Source organism: uncultured Campylobacter sp. (genome assembly GCF_938039245.1).
GTDB lineage: Bacteria > Campylobacterota > Campylobacteria > Campylobacterales > Campylobacteraceae > Campylobacter_A.
Window position 1 is genome coordinate 35,678 of record NZ_CALHVN010000040.1, and the last position, 16,359, is coordinate 52,036.

13 protein-coding genes are annotated in these 16,359 nt (G+C 42.8%); 5 read left to right on the forward strand and 8 right to left on the reverse strand.

The annotated features are described in order from the left end of the window. Positions 1 to 25: 25 nt before the first annotated feature. From Q0218_RS06800 to Q0218_RS06810, 3 genes are read left to right on the forward strand one after another with little or no spacing between them, the layout of a single operon-like run. Positions 26 to 886, forward strand: coding sequence for a Gfo/Idh/MocA family oxidoreductase (locus tag Q0218_RS06800; protein WP_297967872.1), 861 nt, complete (start codon positions 26 to 28; stop codon positions 884 to 886). Next, the gene (gene hemH / locus Q0218_RS06805) at positions 883 to 1,815 is read left to right on the forward strand and encodes a ferrochelatase (RefSeq protein ID WP_297967874.1); all 933 of its coding nucleotides are present in this window, start codon (positions 883 to 885) and stop codon (positions 1,813 to 1,815) included. The genes Q0218_RS06800 and hemH overlap by 4 nt, the downstream gene beginning before the upstream one ends. Before the next feature lie 40 nt (positions 1,816 to 1,855). Next, entirely contained in the window at positions 1,856 to 2,314 is a 459-nt protein-coding gene (locus Q0218_RS06810) for a response regulator (RefSeq protein ID WP_297967877.1), read from the forward strand. Between the two features lie 1,191 nt (positions 2,315 to 3,505). Here Q0218_RS06810 and raiA read toward each other — a convergent pair. The 6 genes from raiA to fliW are packed head-to-tail and all read right to left on the reverse strand — an operon-like array spanning position 3,506 to position 10,422. Next, positions 3,506 to 4,036: a ribosome-associated translation inhibitor RaiA gene (raiA, locus tag Q0218_RS06815; protein ID WP_297967879.1), complete on the reverse strand. Its 531-nt coding sequence runs from the start codon at positions 4,034 to 4,036 to the stop codon at positions 3,506 to 3,508. A 54-nt stretch (positions 4,037 to 4,090) separates the two neighbouring features. Beyond that, positions 4,091 to 4,567 (reverse strand): hypothetical protein, encoded by a 477-nt coding sequence (locus Q0218_RS06820; RefSeq protein ID WP_297967882.1) that lies wholly within the window; start codon positions 4,565 to 4,567, stop codon positions 4,091 to 4,093. Continuing rightward, entirely contained in the window at positions 4,567 to 5,499 is a 933-nt protein-coding gene (locus Q0218_RS06825) for a prepilin-type N-terminal cleavage/methylation domain-containing protein (RefSeq protein ID WP_297967884.1), read from the reverse strand. The genes Q0218_RS06820 and Q0218_RS06825 overlap by 1 nt, the downstream gene beginning before the upstream one ends. 5 nt (positions 5,500 to 5,504) lie before the next feature. Further along, a complete protein-coding gene (locus Q0218_RS06830) occupies positions 5,505 to 6,113 on the reverse strand; it encodes a prepilin-type N-terminal cleavage/methylation domain-containing protein (protein ID WP_297967886.1) in 609 nt (202 codons plus the stop codon). Next, positions 6,107 to 10,018 carry a hypothetical protein gene (locus Q0218_RS06835; protein ID WP_297967888.1) on the reverse strand — a complete coding sequence of 1,304 codons (3,912 nt, stop codon included), beginning with the start codon at positions 10,016 to 10,018 and terminating at the stop codon, positions 6,107 to 6,109. The genes Q0218_RS06830 and Q0218_RS06835 overlap by 7 nt, the downstream gene beginning before the upstream one ends. Before the next feature lie 14 nt (positions 10,019 to 10,032). Beyond that, positions 10,033 to 10,422: a flagellar assembly protein FliW gene (fliW, locus tag Q0218_RS06840; protein WP_297967890.1), complete on the reverse strand. Its 390-nt coding sequence runs from the start codon at positions 10,420 to 10,422 to the stop codon at positions 10,033 to 10,035. A 148-nt stretch (positions 10,423 to 10,570) separates the two neighbouring features. On the opposite strand from fliW, the gene bamD reads away from it, so the two are divergent. Beyond that, complete coding sequence (bamD, locus tag Q0218_RS06845; RefSeq protein ID WP_297967892.1) at positions 10,571 to 11,218, forward strand: outer membrane protein assembly factor BamD; 648 nt, start codon at positions 10,571 to 10,573, stop codon at positions 11,216 to 11,218. Between the two features lie 9 nt (positions 11,219 to 11,227). Then, complete coding sequence (gene lon, locus Q0218_RS06850; protein WP_297967894.1) at positions 11,228 to 13,654, forward strand: endopeptidase La; 2,427 nt, start codon at positions 11,228 to 11,230, stop codon at positions 13,652 to 13,654. A gap of 351 nt (positions 13,655 to 14,005) precedes the next feature. Here lon and cysN read toward each other — a convergent pair whose 3' ends face one another. Then, a complete protein-coding gene (gene cysN / locus Q0218_RS06855) occupies positions 14,006 to 15,430 on the reverse strand; it encodes a sulfate adenylyltransferase subunit CysN (protein WP_297967898.1) in 1,425 nt (474 codons plus the stop codon). Beyond that, positions 15,430 to 16,332, reverse strand: a complete 903-nt coding sequence (cysD, locus tag Q0218_RS06860; RefSeq protein WP_297967900.1) for a sulfate adenylyltransferase subunit CysD — start codon at positions 16,330 to 16,332, stop codon at positions 15,430 to 15,432. Before cysD ends, cysN begins: the two co-directional genes overlap by 1 nt. Positions 16,333 to 16,359 lie beyond the last annotated feature (27 nt).

A 16,359-nucleotide genomic window follows, 5' to 3' on the forward strand; every position in this document is an offset into this window, starting at 1 on the left:
AAAAACATTAAAATTTGGGATTAATATGAAGAAAAAAGTTGCGATCATAGGCTTTACGGGCAATGCCAAAATTTATTACAATGAGCTGCGTCGCTCGGAAAATTTCGAGCTGGTTGGAATATTTGACGGAGTGCAAAATCACGAAATTTGCACGCGCATACCGTTTTTTAACAACATAAACGATCTTTTAAGTTCCGTTAAAATCGACGCCATAATCGTCACCGACACGCACAAGCACTTAAATTTAATACCAAAGTGCCTAAATTTTATAAAATTTATCATGCTTGATCCGTGGCTTTGCAAATCAGGTGAGATAAGAGAATTAAAATACTGCTTTAAGCCCCAAAATATCGGTGCTTACGTAGCTTTTACGGATAGGTTTAATCCCGTGATAGCCTCTATAAAAAAGGAGCTCGCTAAAGAAAGGGAAATTTTCTCGCTAAATATCTCGCGCGGTTTTAACAAAGGCGTAAATTTACAGCTGGAAATTTTAAAAAACGTCGATTTAGCAAGGTTTGTAACGGGTAGCGAAGTGGTGTTTGGCAACAAAATCTCTATCCAAAATGAAGACAAAAGAAGCGAAACCGATGCGCTTTTTCAGCTTAAATTTAAAAATCAAACCTTAGCCAGCATTCACAACTCGAAGCGATTTAAAGCCGAGCGATTTACGATCGAATTTGCCGCGAGCGGGGGCGTGTATTTCGGCGATATGTCGGGTCTTAAGCTAAACAAATATACTCTTGAGGGACAGCAAAATTTGAAAGTTTACGGCGATGTTTCGCCGGCTAAAGCATTGTTTGCAGAGTTTTATCAAGCTTGTTGCGGCGCAAAAAGCGATCTAAGCACGCTTGAAGACGCGCTAAAGGCTCAGGAGATTTGCGAATGAGACTTATTTTGCTACTAAACATGGGCGGGCCAAACGACCTTAGCGAGGTTGAAGTTTTTTTAAAAAATATGTTTAACGACCCCTGTATTTTGGGGATAAAAAGCCAGCTCTTGCGTAAAATCGCCTCATTTGCGATAACAAAATCCCGTCTAAAAACCGCGCAAAACAACTACCGTCAAATCGGCGGCAAGTCGCCTATCTGCGAGCTTACGGCTAGGCTTTGCGGTAAAATTTCGCATTTTTTAGAGGACGACGAGACGGCGGCATTTGCGATGAACTATACGCCGCCTTTTACAAAGGACGTTTTGGCCGAGTTTGCGCAGGCCTCGGAGATCGTCGTTTTCCCGCTATATCCGCATCACTCTATCACCACCGTGACGTCAAGTCTAAACGACTTTAAAAAGGCGTGCCGCGAGCTAAATTTAAAGGCGAAAATAAAAATCGTCGAGCCGTTTTTTGCGGACGATAGATATAACGAGATCATCGCAGACTGCATCGAAAAAAGCGCGCGTAATCTAAATACGGACGATATAACGCTAGTGTTTTCGGCGCACTCTTTGCCGCAAAAAATCATCGATGCAGGCGATGTTTACGAGGAGCACGTCAAGCGGCACGTTCAAATTTTAACCGAAATTTTGGAGAAGCGAGGGGTTAAATTTAAGCAAACGATGCTGGCGTATCAATCAAGACTAGGCCCCGTAAAATGGCTAGAACCCTCGCTAAATCAGGTCTTAGCCGAGCTAAAAGATAAAAAAGCGCTCATCTATCCGATCTCGTTTTGTATCGACAACTCCGAGACCGTTTTTGAGCTATCAAAGGAATTTAAGCGTATCGCAGACGAGCTAAAATTTGATTTTTACGACGTCGTAGCCTGCCCAAACGATGATGATAAATTTGCTAAATTTATCGCAGGTAAAGCTAGGGAATAAAATTTGCTTGTAAAAATGCATCTTGTATAAAGGATGCAAAATGACGATCGAAGAGCAGAAATTTATCCAAAAGATTTTGGCCGAACTCGCGCAAAAAGCTGCGCAAAATAGCGCAAAAGCGGCAAACGAGGGCGACTTTGAAAAGGAGCTTAAAAGAGCGGCAGAGCCGGTAAAAACCTCCAAAGAGCCCGATGTGGAGGGGTTTAAAAGGACTCTTACCGAGCTTGGCGCGGCCGGATATTTATCGCAGATGAACGAACAAAAAATCCAAGAAAAACTAAGAGCCAAAAAAGAGGAGCTGATGGAAGCTCTAGGGCTAAATACCGATATGAAAAAAAGTCTAAGAGACGAGCTTGAAGCCGTGCTAGACGAGCTTTTGACTAAATATGAAAAAGAGCTGCGAGCTAGTTTGCAAAGCAACTCATTACTAGAAAAACAGCAAGCTTTGCAGAATAAAAATCCGTCGATGCTAGGCTCGGCTCTGCTGGGAATCGTATAAAATTAGCATTGATTTTAAACGGCTAAGCGAAGACGAATTTGATGCTTTGCCGTTTAATTCTTTTAGTGTATTCTTCTATACGACGCCCTCGCATCAAGCAGAAGTTGTTTTAACGCAAGTTATTTAAAAGAGTATTAAGCCGCAACCTTTGTAGATAACGCAAAAGTATGCCAAGATAAAAATTTAGCGACTAGAATTTAACGGCTAGCAAGCATAAAAAGGTAAATAAATTTAGCTCCAAATTTTAAGCTTGAGAGCTTTTGCTTAAAAATACCGTTTTGCTTGTTTCATGATAAACGAAAGACTGCTTGCAATTGCATCAAAAAACTACAAACAAAGCGAGATAAGCTTAAAATATCAAAACTTGACGGCAAGGTAAAACGTTTAGCGTCTGTACCGTAAAATTTCAAAGAGTGCTTGCCGCCGGTAGCAAGTAAATCTGGAGCCAAGTATAAAAATAATCTCTTTAATGAGAGCGTGGCTTGGTTGTTTGAAACCGCGAGTCGGATGATTTTAAATTTAGAGTTACGCATTCAAAGATAAAACCGCATAATGTATATAAAATCTCGGAAATAGCGTGCCTCGTCGCTAGCGATAAAGCGCAAAAATCGTATAGTAGCCCAAAAAGGCTATGGGCGCAGCGAATCGGTAAAACGTCTAATCAAAAAGCAGTCGTAGCCGTAATAAAATCGGTAAAAAGTGCACTTCGTTAAAAGCGGTGGCTTTTTTGACTTGTACCGCGGTTGTGTAGTTTTTAAATATTCTTTAAAGAGCTAACGGCGGCTACGTAAAGCTAAGTAGAGCCCGGATATTTATAGCAATGCAAGAAAATTTATATCAAATCTCATTAAAGAAAAATATTTTTAGAACGGTTTTTAGAAGCGGGTGTTTTGCAAATTTGACCAAGCCGCTAAAATGGATTCAGATGTTTTAAAGATAGCAAGGCGCGTTTATAACTTTTGCATTTGGCGTACTTTGTTTGCAACTAAGACACGCTCATAAATTTGTTGAGTTTTATTTGTCTTTTGCCACTACGAACGCAGAAGAATAACTACCGCTCTTGTCTGCAAATTTAACGGCGGGTCAGTTAAGTATCTGTAGTTTTTGTTTCAAATATCTGGCTTGTAAATGTTTGAAGTTAGAGATAAAAAAATAGAGGGGAGGGCGAGAATTTATCCCGCCCAAGTTTGATTAGTAAAGCCCGAATTTGCCGTCGGAGCGTTTATAGATTACGCGCATTTTTGCGTCTATATCGTTAAATACGTAAAACTGCGCTTCGCTATCCTTTAGCTTTTGTAGCGCTTCTTCGATTTCTAGCGGTTTATACAACTCAAGCTCCATAGGGATTATCTCGTCTACCTCGCTATCGATTTTTTCCTCTGCTATGGCTGAGCGGATAGCCTTACCGTCGTCTTTGTTTTTGACGGTAGTATTTTTATCGTGTTCGCGGCGAAGCACCTTTGATGCGCGCTCAAGCGCGAGATCGACCGCAGCGTAGAGATCTTTGTCTTTATGGCGGATTACGATAGTGTCTTTTTTGGCTAAATTTAGCGCAAATTCTACGCTAAAGCCTTTTTTACCGTTTTTTTCGTCCGCTGAAACTACGCAACGACCCGAGATTATATCTAGGCCGTATTTGCCAAGCGCGTCAAATGCATTTTCTATGTGTTGTTTGATCGGATCTGTTAAATCAAACTGTTTGCCTACGATACTTAGGTTCATCTTCTCTCCTTATGTGCTAAGATTTTTGATTATTATAGCATATAAAGTATTATTTTAGAGTTTTTGGATCGTGCGTCTGTGGATTCTGATCGGCGGGACATTGGCATTTGCTGATCTAACGACTACGTCTAATATAACCGTTCCGGCAGACTCGGTCGTAGATATCGGGGTTACCGCCGTACCTCTACCGGCAGTACCGTCGCAAACCCCAACCTTACCAAACATTTTATTTATAGTTACGCTAGCTTGAAACAAAGACGTTGCTGCATTTTGGGTTGGAAAAAACGTTTGCATAAGGTTTGCATTAGTATCTATAAGCGCACAGTTTGCGGGTTGCATAAAATCTGTTTGCAATAGCCTTAAGATAGCTATTTCCGTAGCCCCTTTTGCTAGAAGTTCAGCTTGCTCTCGCAAGAATATATCTGATGTTTGTCTTGCGGTGGTTACTGAGACATTTAACGAAAACATAGCTAAAGTCGCTATTAAAACTACAAAAACAATCGCCGTTACTAAACTAAAACCTCTTTTCATTAATATACCGCCTTTGTTTTACATACCGTGGTCTCAGCCTCCGTAGGATCAAGAGACCTGCCGGCATCTCTTATGCACAGCTTTAAAACCAAAACGCCGTTTGCTTCTGTAAAGTTAAACCTAGTTACATTTGTTGCAAGGAGATTCCTGTTGCCATCCGTGTATTCTTGTCCTACCCATGGGCGGAAGTTATAGTGAAGAAATAAATCAAAATCGTTTTCGGCGCTAGCCTGACCGGGGACTATGGCATAAGCCGTATGAAGCAAATAATATTGCTCGGAAATAAGCGCACCTGCATATCCTTTAACGTTTAATGACGTATCTTGAGTATTTTTTGCAACCAAAGCCACTGCCCGGGCCGTCGAGTTGTTATATCCGAAAGACGAATTAGAGTTTAAATTCGTTCCCTTGAATATTACGCCTATATTTTCATTTTCTATACTAGCTTGATAGTTTGTTAGGTCTTTTATGTTTTGGTCTGCAGAGGCTGGACCTTGAGTCAGGAGTCTGCTTCCGGGCGTTGCTAGGGAACCGCCCAATGTATCAGTTGCTTTAGTGCTATTAGTAGATGGGTTGTTTAGGTCTATAAAACCGGTCCAGCTACCGTCCTGAAAGCTCTCATAACTATAAGCAACCCACTCTAAGATAGGAAAATTATTATTTAATTGTGTTGAGCTTGTGGATACAAAGTCTCCATGTCCACGTCCATTAATATCTATTTTTTTTCCTATTGCCGAGCCTTTGACTCGGATGGCAAGTCTTTTTGAAATTTGTTCCAAAACCAACTCGGTTTGCGTTTCTAGAGTATTAATAGCTCTACTTTGTAGATAGTTTTTATATACATTAAGAGTTATTTCCACGCCTATATAGGATATGATTCCTACTATGACTATTACGATAATAAGCTCGAGTAACGTAAAAGCTTTTTTCATTATACTTACCAAACTTTAGTTAAAATTACCGGAGCGTCGCCTATATTTGCCGAATATGACCGTAAAATGATCGTATAACCTACTGCCCCGCTAGCATCTCTAGTTGTTGCATTTACGCTAACTTCCCTCACGTCCTGATTTACCGTACCGTTCATATTTCTTGATAGGTTCACATTGCTAATCAAATTTGCCGTTATTATACTATCTCTATCGTATCCGGCTGTGCTAGTTATCTGTGTGCGTCTATTGTCAAACGATGCCAAGACTCCGGCTCTATTTTCCCATGCTTTGCATGTTACGCCCGTTCTTGCGATAGGTGAAAAGATTCTTCTTCCTTCTTGAGGTATATTGTTTTGGTCGTAGAAATTCGTCATATTCCCAAATACCGGAGTCGGAAGCCTTTGGTAGCTATCTTCCCCGGTGCAACTCCATGCGGCCGTAGATATAATGGCAAGTCTTGTTTTAGCGTCCATAACCGTCTCTTGTATTAGAGCCATTTTATTATTGTCTGACACCGTAGAAAATATTTTAGGCACGGCAGCCATCGTCAATCCCATAATGACGATGGCTAGTACGAGCTCTATTAGTGAAAATCCTTTTTTTGTCTTTACCATTCTATTCTCTTGCTTGATTTATCCATGATGTTGTTTAGTCTGCCGTTTCTACCCTCCGTACCGACTACGTTGCCTACGCCTACGTCCGTTCCGTTTTTATTGAGCGCTTGTCCTCCCCAATTTGTGTCGTTTGACGTAAAGTTAACCGTAAAGCGATTTACGGTAGCTGCCGCGTTAGAAGGGTCGAATATTAGCCAGCTTGAGGCATTCATTAGCACGATATCCGTTCCCACTGAGGTACTTGATAGATTTATCCTTTCCACGCCGTTATTTATAGGATTAGCTACGGTAACGGTAGTGGTGGCTGCATTAGTAAAGGCGCCGTGCGTTCCTTGATTGTTATTCCTGTGAGCCGCGTTTACGACCCAATTATCACCGGCTTGCGGCATAGTCACGTTAGTATTTGCTAAAGGATAAACGGCTTTATTGCATCTATTGCAGTAGATACCATAGTATATACTCCCAGCAAATCCGCTCATAGGCCCGGTATAAGTCGGCGCATATACTTGGCCGTAGTAAAATGTCGCATTGCTTACGGCAGTAGGTTTGACATACGCAGCTCCCGGTGCGCTAGCTAAGATACTAGAATTTGAGGATGAAATATTGTTAAAGGTAAACGTATTACTAGAAACGGTAAATGGATTTTTAGCCAAATTTGTAGTTCTGGCGAAGTTAAATCTTATATTTACTCTTGCCGTAGCGTCGGTATCGGCAAAAGCCGTCGCATTGACGCTATAGCTACCTATATTTGCCGCGCTACCGGCTATTTTTCTCGTGTCGGAGCCTGCATCGTTATCGAAAAATATCACCTCTCTTATCGCGCTTGCAAGGTTTCTGGCTAAAGTCGTGGCGTCGGTGGTAGATGCATCGGTAGTTTCGCCGTTATTGTCCGTATAACCAGGGATGATTCGGTCTATACCCATAGTAAAACTAGTTTGTTGTGCATAGCAACTTCTCGTATATAAATTTGCGACATTTCCATCTCCCAAAAGTGCATTTATATCAAACTTAGCCGTAGAACTCATGGCACTATCGTTTGAGACATAAGTCATATTGCTGCTACCAAAATTTGAAATTTGCAGATTTCTAACGGCTATGGATTGCGGTGCAAAGCTTAAAAATATTTCGCCTTTGATGTCGCAGCCTATTTTCCCATTTACTTTCGTAGTGCTATCGCTATTTTTTATACAATCATCTCCACTGCTATCTACGGCTGTAAATGTACTATCTTTTAGATATAAACTAGCAAGTCCGATGTCTGGGTAAGAGAAGTCGCCAATCGTCGTACCTACTACCTTTTTTAGTGTTCCTATGCCGTTAGTAAAGGATACCGTCGTTGTCATATTTTGTATATTGGTTATCACATTACTATTTATCGCATTTTGGCAAGCGGGAGTGAGATCGGGACTAAATCTTACGATTTGAATTTTATCTTTATCGTCTGTATGGTCAGTATCGGTCTTTAGATTTTTTTCAGCATAGTTGCTGGCTATTTTATCTGCGTTATATACCGCGGCAATGCCCATAGTAGGATAAGTTTTACCACCTATCAGTGAAATTCGGCTCGTATTTGATGTAGTTTTTACCGAGCCACCGTCGTAGCTTACGAATTTTTCAGGCCTTATAGCAAACAGGTCAGATATACATTCTGCTGCGGTATATTGTTTGGTATAAGGGTCTTTGTATGAAATTCTAAAAGATACAGCCTTATATGCGTTATTTATTAAGATATTTTGTAGATTAATGATCCCATTATCTTTGTTCAGTTCTACTTCTGCTATATTGTTTGCTAAAATAGAAGCCCCGGCAGGACAACTATTAACGGCGTCAATTTTTACTTTAATCGGTTCGTCTGGACCTTTTGGTACGCTACCGATAGGTAAGTCGGAGCTTATATATGCTATTTTTGCATTAAACGGCTTCCCTGCCAGCTGAGTATATAACTTTTCGGAGTCGCCATTTTTTTCAAAATTCTCGTTTGCTATTTTTATAGTAGACATGTCAAATACCGTTAAATAGTATTTTTTATCTACGCACTTTTTGATTCTCTTGTTTTTAATCTCAAATTTTATAGAGTCATTTTTAAATGTAGCTTCATATTCTACATTTGGTTGTAAACCGCCCTTAAGCGATAGGTCATACTGTATAAAAGCTTTTTTCGTAATGTCTAAAAGCCCGCCAACTCCTCGTTTCGCACCACTACCCAAGAAGAGAGTTAGTTCGCCGTTAGAATATTTTTGGAGTGCTCTCGTATCGCTGTCGTCAAATTTGTCCCCCAGAGAAAATCCGTCTCCGCTGCCTGCATAAGGTTTGACATAGGTAGAATTTTGTTGATATTTAGCATTTACGTCTGTTTTTGCAACTATAGATAGATATTCTGCATTGTCATTACTATTGTTTATTATGGTTAATTTTGTTCTTAATATATCTCCCGATCTCATTACTGTTTTGTCGTTTGCATTGGTACTTACTGGCTTAAATTTACTGTCATCATCGTTTTTACCCTTCACAAAGAGATCTTCTTCATAACAAACATTGGGTATATATGCGTCTGTTGCAAAAGCTACGAAGCTTATGTTTGATCTTTCGCCTAGTGTTATACCGGAGCTGGTTTCCTGTACTCTAGCCCTAAGCTTTATGTCAGCGCTAGTTTGCCTATTGGTTATGTAATTAGATATATCATATATGTCAAGATCTACTTGGTTGTTGTATTTTCTTGAACTATCCATATATTGTCCAAATTTTGAGATAGTGGAGTTAAACTGGCCACCAGACTTGTTCAGGCTACCATCTCCTATAGACTGAAACGTTGCCCCTTTCTTTATCTGAATATCCTCGCTATCGACTTCTTTTTTTGCTCCAAAAGAAAAAACGGTTAAACTTGATTTAATATTTCCTTGTGGCGGAGTATAAAAACCTTCAAATTTGACTAGCGCTTCCTTGTCCACAATACTCTTGCTGCCTAAATGTATAGGAGCTAATATGTAAAGTCCGTCAAAGATAGATACTGTTTTTGCTTTTGCTTTATCGTCGTCCTTTAGGTCATATACTACCACCAAAGCCCATCCGCCGTAGTGACCGGCAAAAGCGATTCCGTAGTTCCATCTGTTACTGCTACCATATCTGTAACCAAGCCAGCCGCCGTCACGGTACATCACAATACCCTGAGGATATCCCAGGGATGTCTTTATGCCTCCTACGTTAAAAGTTGCATTATTTAATATAGGATTGCCTTCCATGTTTCTGATGATGTGTGTTACGTCTACGCTAGCATGATACATAAACTGCATACCTCTTTGGGTATAGGCTCCATACCATCTAGTATCCGCTTCGTTTGCCGATAAACTATGATAATATTGCCCGTTGTATTTACTTGGAGTACCGAAGCTTATGTTTTTGAAACCTTGTATGTCGCTAAAAAAACGACTTTTCATGGCATTAAAATCTTGGCTCATGTTCCATACATTTGAAAGTCCTCCAGCCCAATATAACCTAGCAAACACTATATTTTTTGCTCTGATATCTACATTTACTGCTTGGTTTTTATCGTTTATTGGCTTACTGAAGTTAAAAGTAGCGCTATTGTAGCAGTTGGTATTTACACATTGAACACCCGTGAGGGTACTGTTGTATATGCCGGCTGACCCTACTGGACTAAAATTATACCCGCCGTTTATAGGAATGGATATAGTAGCGCCTATGGTTTCGATATCTCCGTTTATACTTCCTAGTCCTATATTTCTTAGATCTAGGCGTTCATCGCCTTTTCTATCTACGTATCCATCTAAGCCATTTGGGACGCCAACGTATTGAATATTATGATAGAAACCGTCGTTATCGTTGTAGGCAAAAGCATTTGCACAAAACACAATAACGGCAGTTAATGCAATATGAAATAACTTCATTTTACACTCCTTTATTATTTTTGATCTACTATAAAATCCGAAATTTTTTCGGCCTGTTTATACATCGGATACGCCCACGCATCAAGCACTATCTGCGAGAGCGTCATGTTTGTCATATTGCAAACGATAGGGGCGATAAAATTTACCGTCGAGGTCTCGATGGGGGTGCTTACAACCATGATGTTATAGATCCTTAGCTCGCTTTGGTCGTTTATGTCCATTAGCTCCTGATAGTATGTAGGTATTTCAAATTCGTAATTTCTCAAAGCGTATGGGTTTATCGCGGTAAAAGACGTCTCATCGTCCTTGCTTTGAAGCTTTACGAAAAATTGATCAAGCTCTTTTAGCTCGTAGCTTTTGATATGTTCAAAGCCCAGAATAGGGCTTTTAACCTGAAAAACCATATACGTCTCCTTAATTATACATTTACTTTTTAGGCAATTGTACCCAAATTTTTCTATTTTTAAGCATAAATAAAACCGAAATTTACCCAAAAGCAACAAAAACAATGGTAAAATAAACCGTCTGAAAAATTTAAATTTAAGGGAACGTATGAAAAAAACGATTAAATTTTTATCTGCGATTTTTTTTGTTTGCTTAGTCGGCGGCTGCGCTGAAAAATACACCGAGCTATATAATCTAACGCCCGATCAGTGGTACTCCGAGATCATCGGCGATATAAAAAATCGCGACCTAGAAAGCGCCGATAAACACTACACGGCGATGTCTAGCGAGCACGTAGCTAGTCCGCTTTTGGAGCAAATTTTACTAATCCTAGCCCAAGCTCACGCTAACGACGAAGAGTATCTGATGGCGAATTTTTACCTGGACGAATACCTCAAAAGATACGGCGATAGCGGCGCTAGGAGCGAATTTGCGCAGTATCTGAAGATAAAGGCGAATTTTGATTCGTTCTCGCAACCCAATCGCAACCAAAAGCTAATGCAAGACAGTATCGCCGAGATAGAAAAATTTCTCTACGTCTATCCAAACACGCAGTATCGCCCGCTGATCGAAACTATGCTGGTTAAATTTAAACTCGCTATCTACAACCTAGACGTGCAAATAGCCGATCTATACGAGCGCACGGGCAGAGACGAGTCGGCGCAAATTTATAAAGAAAAGGTGCAAGCCTCGCCGCTAAACGATGCAAATATCGTGCTCCCGCAGCTTCCTTGGTATAGAAAAATGTTTGAGTAGGAGCTAAATTTGCAAATTTACGAATCAAAAATGTTCCCTGCGCAGTTGCCCGTCATCGTAGAAGACGAGCTGTTTTTGTATCCGTTTATGATCACGCCGCTTTTTTTAAGCGACGAGGAGAATATCGAAGCGCTAAATTTGGCTCTCGAGTCGCAGAGCCCCATCCTAGTCGTGCCGGCAAAAGCGCAAAACGAGGGCGCGAGAAAATTTGACGCCGTATACGATGCTGGCGTCATAGGCACCGTAATGAGGCGAGTACCGCTACCAGACGGCAGGGTAAAAATTTTATTTCAAGGTACGAGCAAGGGCCGCATAGTCTCAAAAGTAGGTCAAAAGCCGCTGCGAGCCGTCGTAGACGTACTGCATGAAAAAAGACCCGAAAATACAAAAAGCGACGCGCTACTAACGGTGCTTCGCGAAAAGGTGCGAGATTTAGCCGCGCTTAGCCACTTTTTCCCGCCCGATCTTTTAAAAACGATAGAAGAGAGCGCCGAACCTAGCCGCGTTTGCGATCTCATCTTAAGCTCGCTAAGACTAAAGAAAAAAACGGCGTACGAGTTTTTTATCGAGGAAAATTTGGAGCAAAAGCTGCTAAAGCTCATCGACTACGTTATCGAGGAGATCGAGGCGAATAAACTCCAGCGCGAGATAAAAAACAAGGCTCACTCAAAAATCGATAAGGTAAATAAAGAGTACTTTCTGAAAGAGCAGCTAAAGCAGATACAGCAAGAACTGGGCTCAGATACCAGCCGCGAGGAGGAGATCGAGGAGTACCGCAAGAAGCTGGAAGCTAAAAAGAAATTTATGGGCGAGGATGCGTATAAGGAGATAAAAAAGCAAATCGACAAGCTATCGCGCATACATCCCGACTCCGCCGACGCAAACACGATACAAAGCTATCTGGACTGGGTAATCGAAGTACCGTTTGAAAATACGGCAAATAAAAAACTAAGCGTGCAGGAAGTCGCAAAGCAGCTAAATGCAGATCACTACGGGCTTGAAAGACCAAAGGATAGGATAGAGGAGTACTTTGCTCTGCGCGAGCTTTTGCAGCTACGAGGCGTCGCGGGCAAGGTAAATAACGGAGCGATCTTGTGCTTTGCGGGGCCTCCCGGCGTCGGTAAAACGAGCCTGGCAAACTCTATCGCAAGGGCGCTAAAGCGCGAGCTAGTGCGCGTAGCTCTGGGCGGCCTTGAGGACGTAAACGAGCTGCGCGGACACCGCCGCACCTACATAGGCGCGATGCCCGGCCGCATCGTGCAGGGGCTGATAGAGGCAAAACAGATGAACCCCGTCGTGGTGCTAGATGAGATCGACAAGGTCGGCAGGAGCTTTCGCGGCGACCCGACGGCGGTGCTACTAGAGATCCTAGACCCTGAGCAAAATAACAAATTTAGGGATTATTATTTAAATTTTAATATCGATCTGAGCAAGGTTGTTTTCGTCGCGACAGCAAACGACGTCGGCGCCATACCGCCAGCGCTTCGCGATAGGATGGAGTTTATCGAGCTTAGCTCATACACTCCGCAGGAAAAATTTGAGATCGCTAAAAAATATCTAATCCCTCAAGAGCTAAAAAAACACGGCCTAAAGCCCGGCGAAGTGACCCTAGGCAAAGACGTGCTAAGCCTCATCATCTCAGACTACACGCGCGAAAGCGGAGTGCGAAATCTACGCCGCCGCCTGGCCGATATCTTTAGAAAGGCGGCAAAAAGGCTGCTGGGGGGCGAGGCGCAAAAGATAACCGTAACGACTAAAAATTTGAACGAGTTTTTAGAAAAGAAGGTTTATGAGATCGAGCATGCGGACAAAAAGCCGCAAATCGGCCAGGTAAACGGGCTAGCGTGGACGAGCGTGGGCGGCGACGTGTTAAAGATCGAAGCTATACGCATACAGGGCAAAGGCGGCCTGCAGATCACGGGGTCTTTGGGCGAGGTGATGAAAGAAAGCGCGTATATCGCATTTAGTCTCGTTAAGGTGCTAATCGACGCTAAAAAGATAAAAGTACCCTCTAAAATCATCCCGAGCCTGGCTGAGGACGTCAAAGACGGCGTGAAAAAAGAGTTAAGCCCTAGCGAAGTGTATCGCCGATATGATCTGCACATCCACGTGCCCGAGGGCGCTACGCCAAAAGACGGGCCGAGCGCGGGTATCACGATGGTGACTGCGATCGCCTCGATCCTAACTGATACCAAGGTGCGAAGCGACGTGGCGATGACGGGCGAGATCACGCTAAGCGGTCGCGTGCTGCCTATCGGCGGGTTAAAAGAAAAGCTCATAGCTGCGCATAAGGCCGGTATCAAAACCGCTCTGATACCGCGCAAAAACTATGAGCGCGATCTAGGCGACATACCGCAAGACGTCAAAAACGATATGCAAATTTTACCCGTGGATGTCATCGAAGACGTGCTAAAAAATGCGTTCGTCGCAAAATAACTTTTGAAATTTGATTAAGCTTAGCCTTGCTTGCGGGGCTAAGCTTATTACTTATATCCGAAAAATCTACTTTAAATTTACTGATGTTTTTTGCGCGTAAATAGGCTGAGCCTTGCTGCTAAAATTCGGCATTTTGTTCGGTAAATTTTAATCAAGCTTGTATTTTTAAGAGCTAGAAGCAAATTTTAGACATTAAATTTCCATTTAAAGATAAATAAGCGAAAATTTTAAGCCCCTTGCGCGTATTTTGATATTTTCGCGTTTTTGAGCCTTTTTTGCTTAATGCGCCGGCGTAGTTACGATTTGAAGCGCTAAGGGCGGACTAGCCCGCCCGTTTGAGCCGGAAGCGGGCTAAATTTGTTTGCATCCCCACTCGGGATAAAATTTTCTAACGTAAGCGTTTAGCTCCCTTTCAGCTTCGCTATACTCGCGGCTTGAAGCGTTTTTGGCGTCAAATCCGCCGTCATGCAGATCGCCTAAAAACTCCGTTATCATACCCGCTCCCAGCGTCGCGTTGGTATAGCGGTCGATCACGATAAACGAACCGCTTTGACGATTTTGCTCGTATAAATCCGCACATACGCTCTTATCTAAGCTTACGGCGCATTTTGCTATGTCGTTTAGCTCCAAACGCCGGGCTTTAAGCTTGTCAAAATTATTAACGTCGCGTTTATATAAAATTTCATCAAATTGCGCGTTTATTAAGTTTGAGTTGATTTTGATTAGATATTGCTCGCCAGGCGTTAGCGGCGCTTCGTTCATCCATACGATATTTGCGTTAAATTTTCGCGTTACTCGCGGCAAATTTGAAGGTTTTGCTATCATATCGCCGCGGCTAACGTCTACTTCGCGGTCGAGGCAAAGCGTGATAGCTTGGGGCACAAAGGCTTGGGGCGCGGTTTTAAACGCGTCGTCTTTGCCTTTGACGCCAAGGTCTAGGTTATCAGTCGTTACTATAGATTTTACACGCGCTTTTTTGTTTGACGGCAGCACGACTACTTCGTCGTTTTCGCGTATTTCGCCGCCTGTTATAGTGCCGCAGTAGCCGCGGAAATTTAGATGCGGGCGATTTACGTACTGCACGGCAAATCTAAACTCGCTAGGGCGGTCCGGGCTAACGTCTAGCGCGTCTAGCGTCGGCAGTAACGCAAGCCCTTTATACCACGGCGTATTTTCGCTATTTTTTAAGATATTATCGCCGTTTAGCGCGCTAATGGGGATAAAGTCAAATTTTATCCGCTCGCTATGGGGTAAATTTCGGCTCATTTTTAGATAATCGCTCTTAATAGCCTCAAAAACGTCCTGCCTAAAATCCATCAGATCCATTTTATTTATAGCTACTATAATGTGCCTAATGCCCAGCAAGCTAGCGATAAACGAGTGGCGCTTGCTCTGCGTTAAAACGCCTTTTCTGGCGTCGATTAAAATAACCGCGACGTCCGCCGTACTCGCAGCAGTCGCCATATTTCTGGTGTATTGCTCGTGGCCGGGAGTATCGGCGATGATATATTTTTTCTTATCGGTGCTAAAAAATCTATACGCCACGTCAATCGTGATGCCTTGTTCGCGCTCGCTGGCCAGTCCGTCTACTAAATTTGCGAAATCTATCTCGCCGCGTTCGTTTCTAGCGCCGTTTAGCTGGTCTTCAAAGATACCCTTAGCGTCGTAAAGCAACCTGCCTATTAGCGTAGATTTGCCGTCGTCTACGCTGCCGCACGTGATAAAGCGCAAAATATCTACGCTCTCGTTTCGCTTTAAAAATTCTCTCAAATCCATTAAAAATACCCCTCTTGTTTTTTTGCTTCCATCGACGAGCCTTCGTCTGAGTCTATGAGCCTGCCTTGGCGCTCGCCGCTGTTTGCTACTAAAAGCTCGGCTACGATCTTTTCTAGCGTATCGGCGTCTGAGCTAATAGCGCCCGTTAGCGGATAGCAGCCTAGCGTGCGAAAGCGCACCAACTCGTCCTTGGCGGAGGCTCTAAGCTGTGCGGGCATCCGTTCGTCATCTACTAAAATTTTAGCGCCCTTATACTCTACGACGGGGCGGACTTTGGCAAAATATAGGCTTGGAATCGGGATATTTTCAAGCATTATGTACTGCCAAATATCAAGCTCGGTCCAGTTGCTAAGCGGAAATACGCGGATACTTTCATTCTCTTTTATGCGGCCGTTGTAGATATTCCATAGCTCGGGACGCTGATTTTTAGGGTCCCAGCGGTGAAATTTATCGCGAAACGAGTAGATACGCTCTTTTGCACGGGACTTTTCCTCGTCGCGCCTAGCTCCGCCGAAAACCGCGTCAAATTTATACGTATCTAGCATCTGTTTTAGCCCTTGCGTTTTCATGATATCCGTATGCATGGAGCTGCCGTGGACAAAAGGCGAAATGCCCATCTGCTCGCCTTTTGGATTTACGTAGACGATTAGCTTCATGCCGCTTTCTTTGGCTCTGCGGTCGCGAAACTCTATCATCTCGCGAAATTTCCACAGCGTATCGACGTGCACCAGCGGCACGGGCGGCACGGCGGGATAAAACGCCTTTTGCAACAAGTGTAGCATCACGGAGCTATCTTTGCCGATACTATAAAGCATCGCCGGATTTTTAAACTCCGCGACCACTTCGCGCATTATATGTATCGACTGCGCTTCTAGGGCTTGAAGATGGGTTAAATTTTGCATATTTCTCCTTTTTTTAAATTTAACTGC

What these genes read in the sequence shown, in the direction of transcription:
- Q0218_RS06800 (WP_297967872.1), top strand. Translation starts at nt 26, where the DNA reads ATGAAGAAAAAAGTTGCGATCATAGGCTTTACGGGCAATGCCAAAATT.
- hemH (WP_297967874.1), top strand. Translation starts at nt 883, where the DNA reads ATGAGACTTATTTTGCTACTAAACATGGGCGGGCCAAACGACCTTAGC.
- Q0218_RS06810 (WP_297967877.1), top strand. Translation starts at nt 1,856, where the DNA reads ATGACGATCGAAGAGCAGAAATTTATCCAAAAGATTTTGGCCGAACTC.
- raiA (WP_297967879.1), bottom strand. Translation starts at nt 4,036, where the DNA reads ATGAACCTAAGTATCGTAGGCAAACAGTTTGATTTAACAGATCCGATC.
- Q0218_RS06820 (WP_297967882.1), bottom strand. Translation starts at nt 4,567, where the DNA reads ATGAAAAGAGGTTTTAGTTTAGTAACGGCGATTGTTTTTGTAGTTTTA.
- Q0218_RS06825 (WP_297967884.1), bottom strand. Translation starts at nt 5,499, where the DNA reads ATGAAAAAAGCTTTTACGTTACTCGAGCTTATTATCGTAATAGTCATA.
- Q0218_RS06830 (WP_297967886.1), bottom strand. Translation starts at nt 6,113, where the DNA reads ATGGTAAAGACAAAAAAAGGATTTTCACTAATAGAGCTCGTACTAGCC.
- Q0218_RS06835 (WP_297967888.1), bottom strand. Translation starts at nt 10,018, where the DNA reads ATGAAGTTATTTCATATTGCATTAACTGCCGTTATTGTGTTTTGTGCA.
- fliW (WP_297967890.1), bottom strand. Translation starts at nt 10,422, where the DNA reads ATGGTTTTTCAGGTTAAAAGCCCTATTCTGGGCTTTGAACATATCAAA.
- bamD (WP_297967892.1), top strand. Translation starts at nt 10,571, where the DNA reads ATGAAAAAAACGATTAAATTTTTATCTGCGATTTTTTTTGTTTGCTTA.
- cysN (WP_297967898.1), bottom strand. Translation starts at nt 15,430, where the DNA reads ATGGATTTGAGAGAATTTTTAAAGCGAAACGAGAGCGTAGATATTTTG.
- cysD (WP_297967900.1), bottom strand. Translation starts at nt 16,332, where the DNA reads ATGCAAAATTTAACCCATCTTCAAGCCCTAGAAGCGCAGTCGATACAT.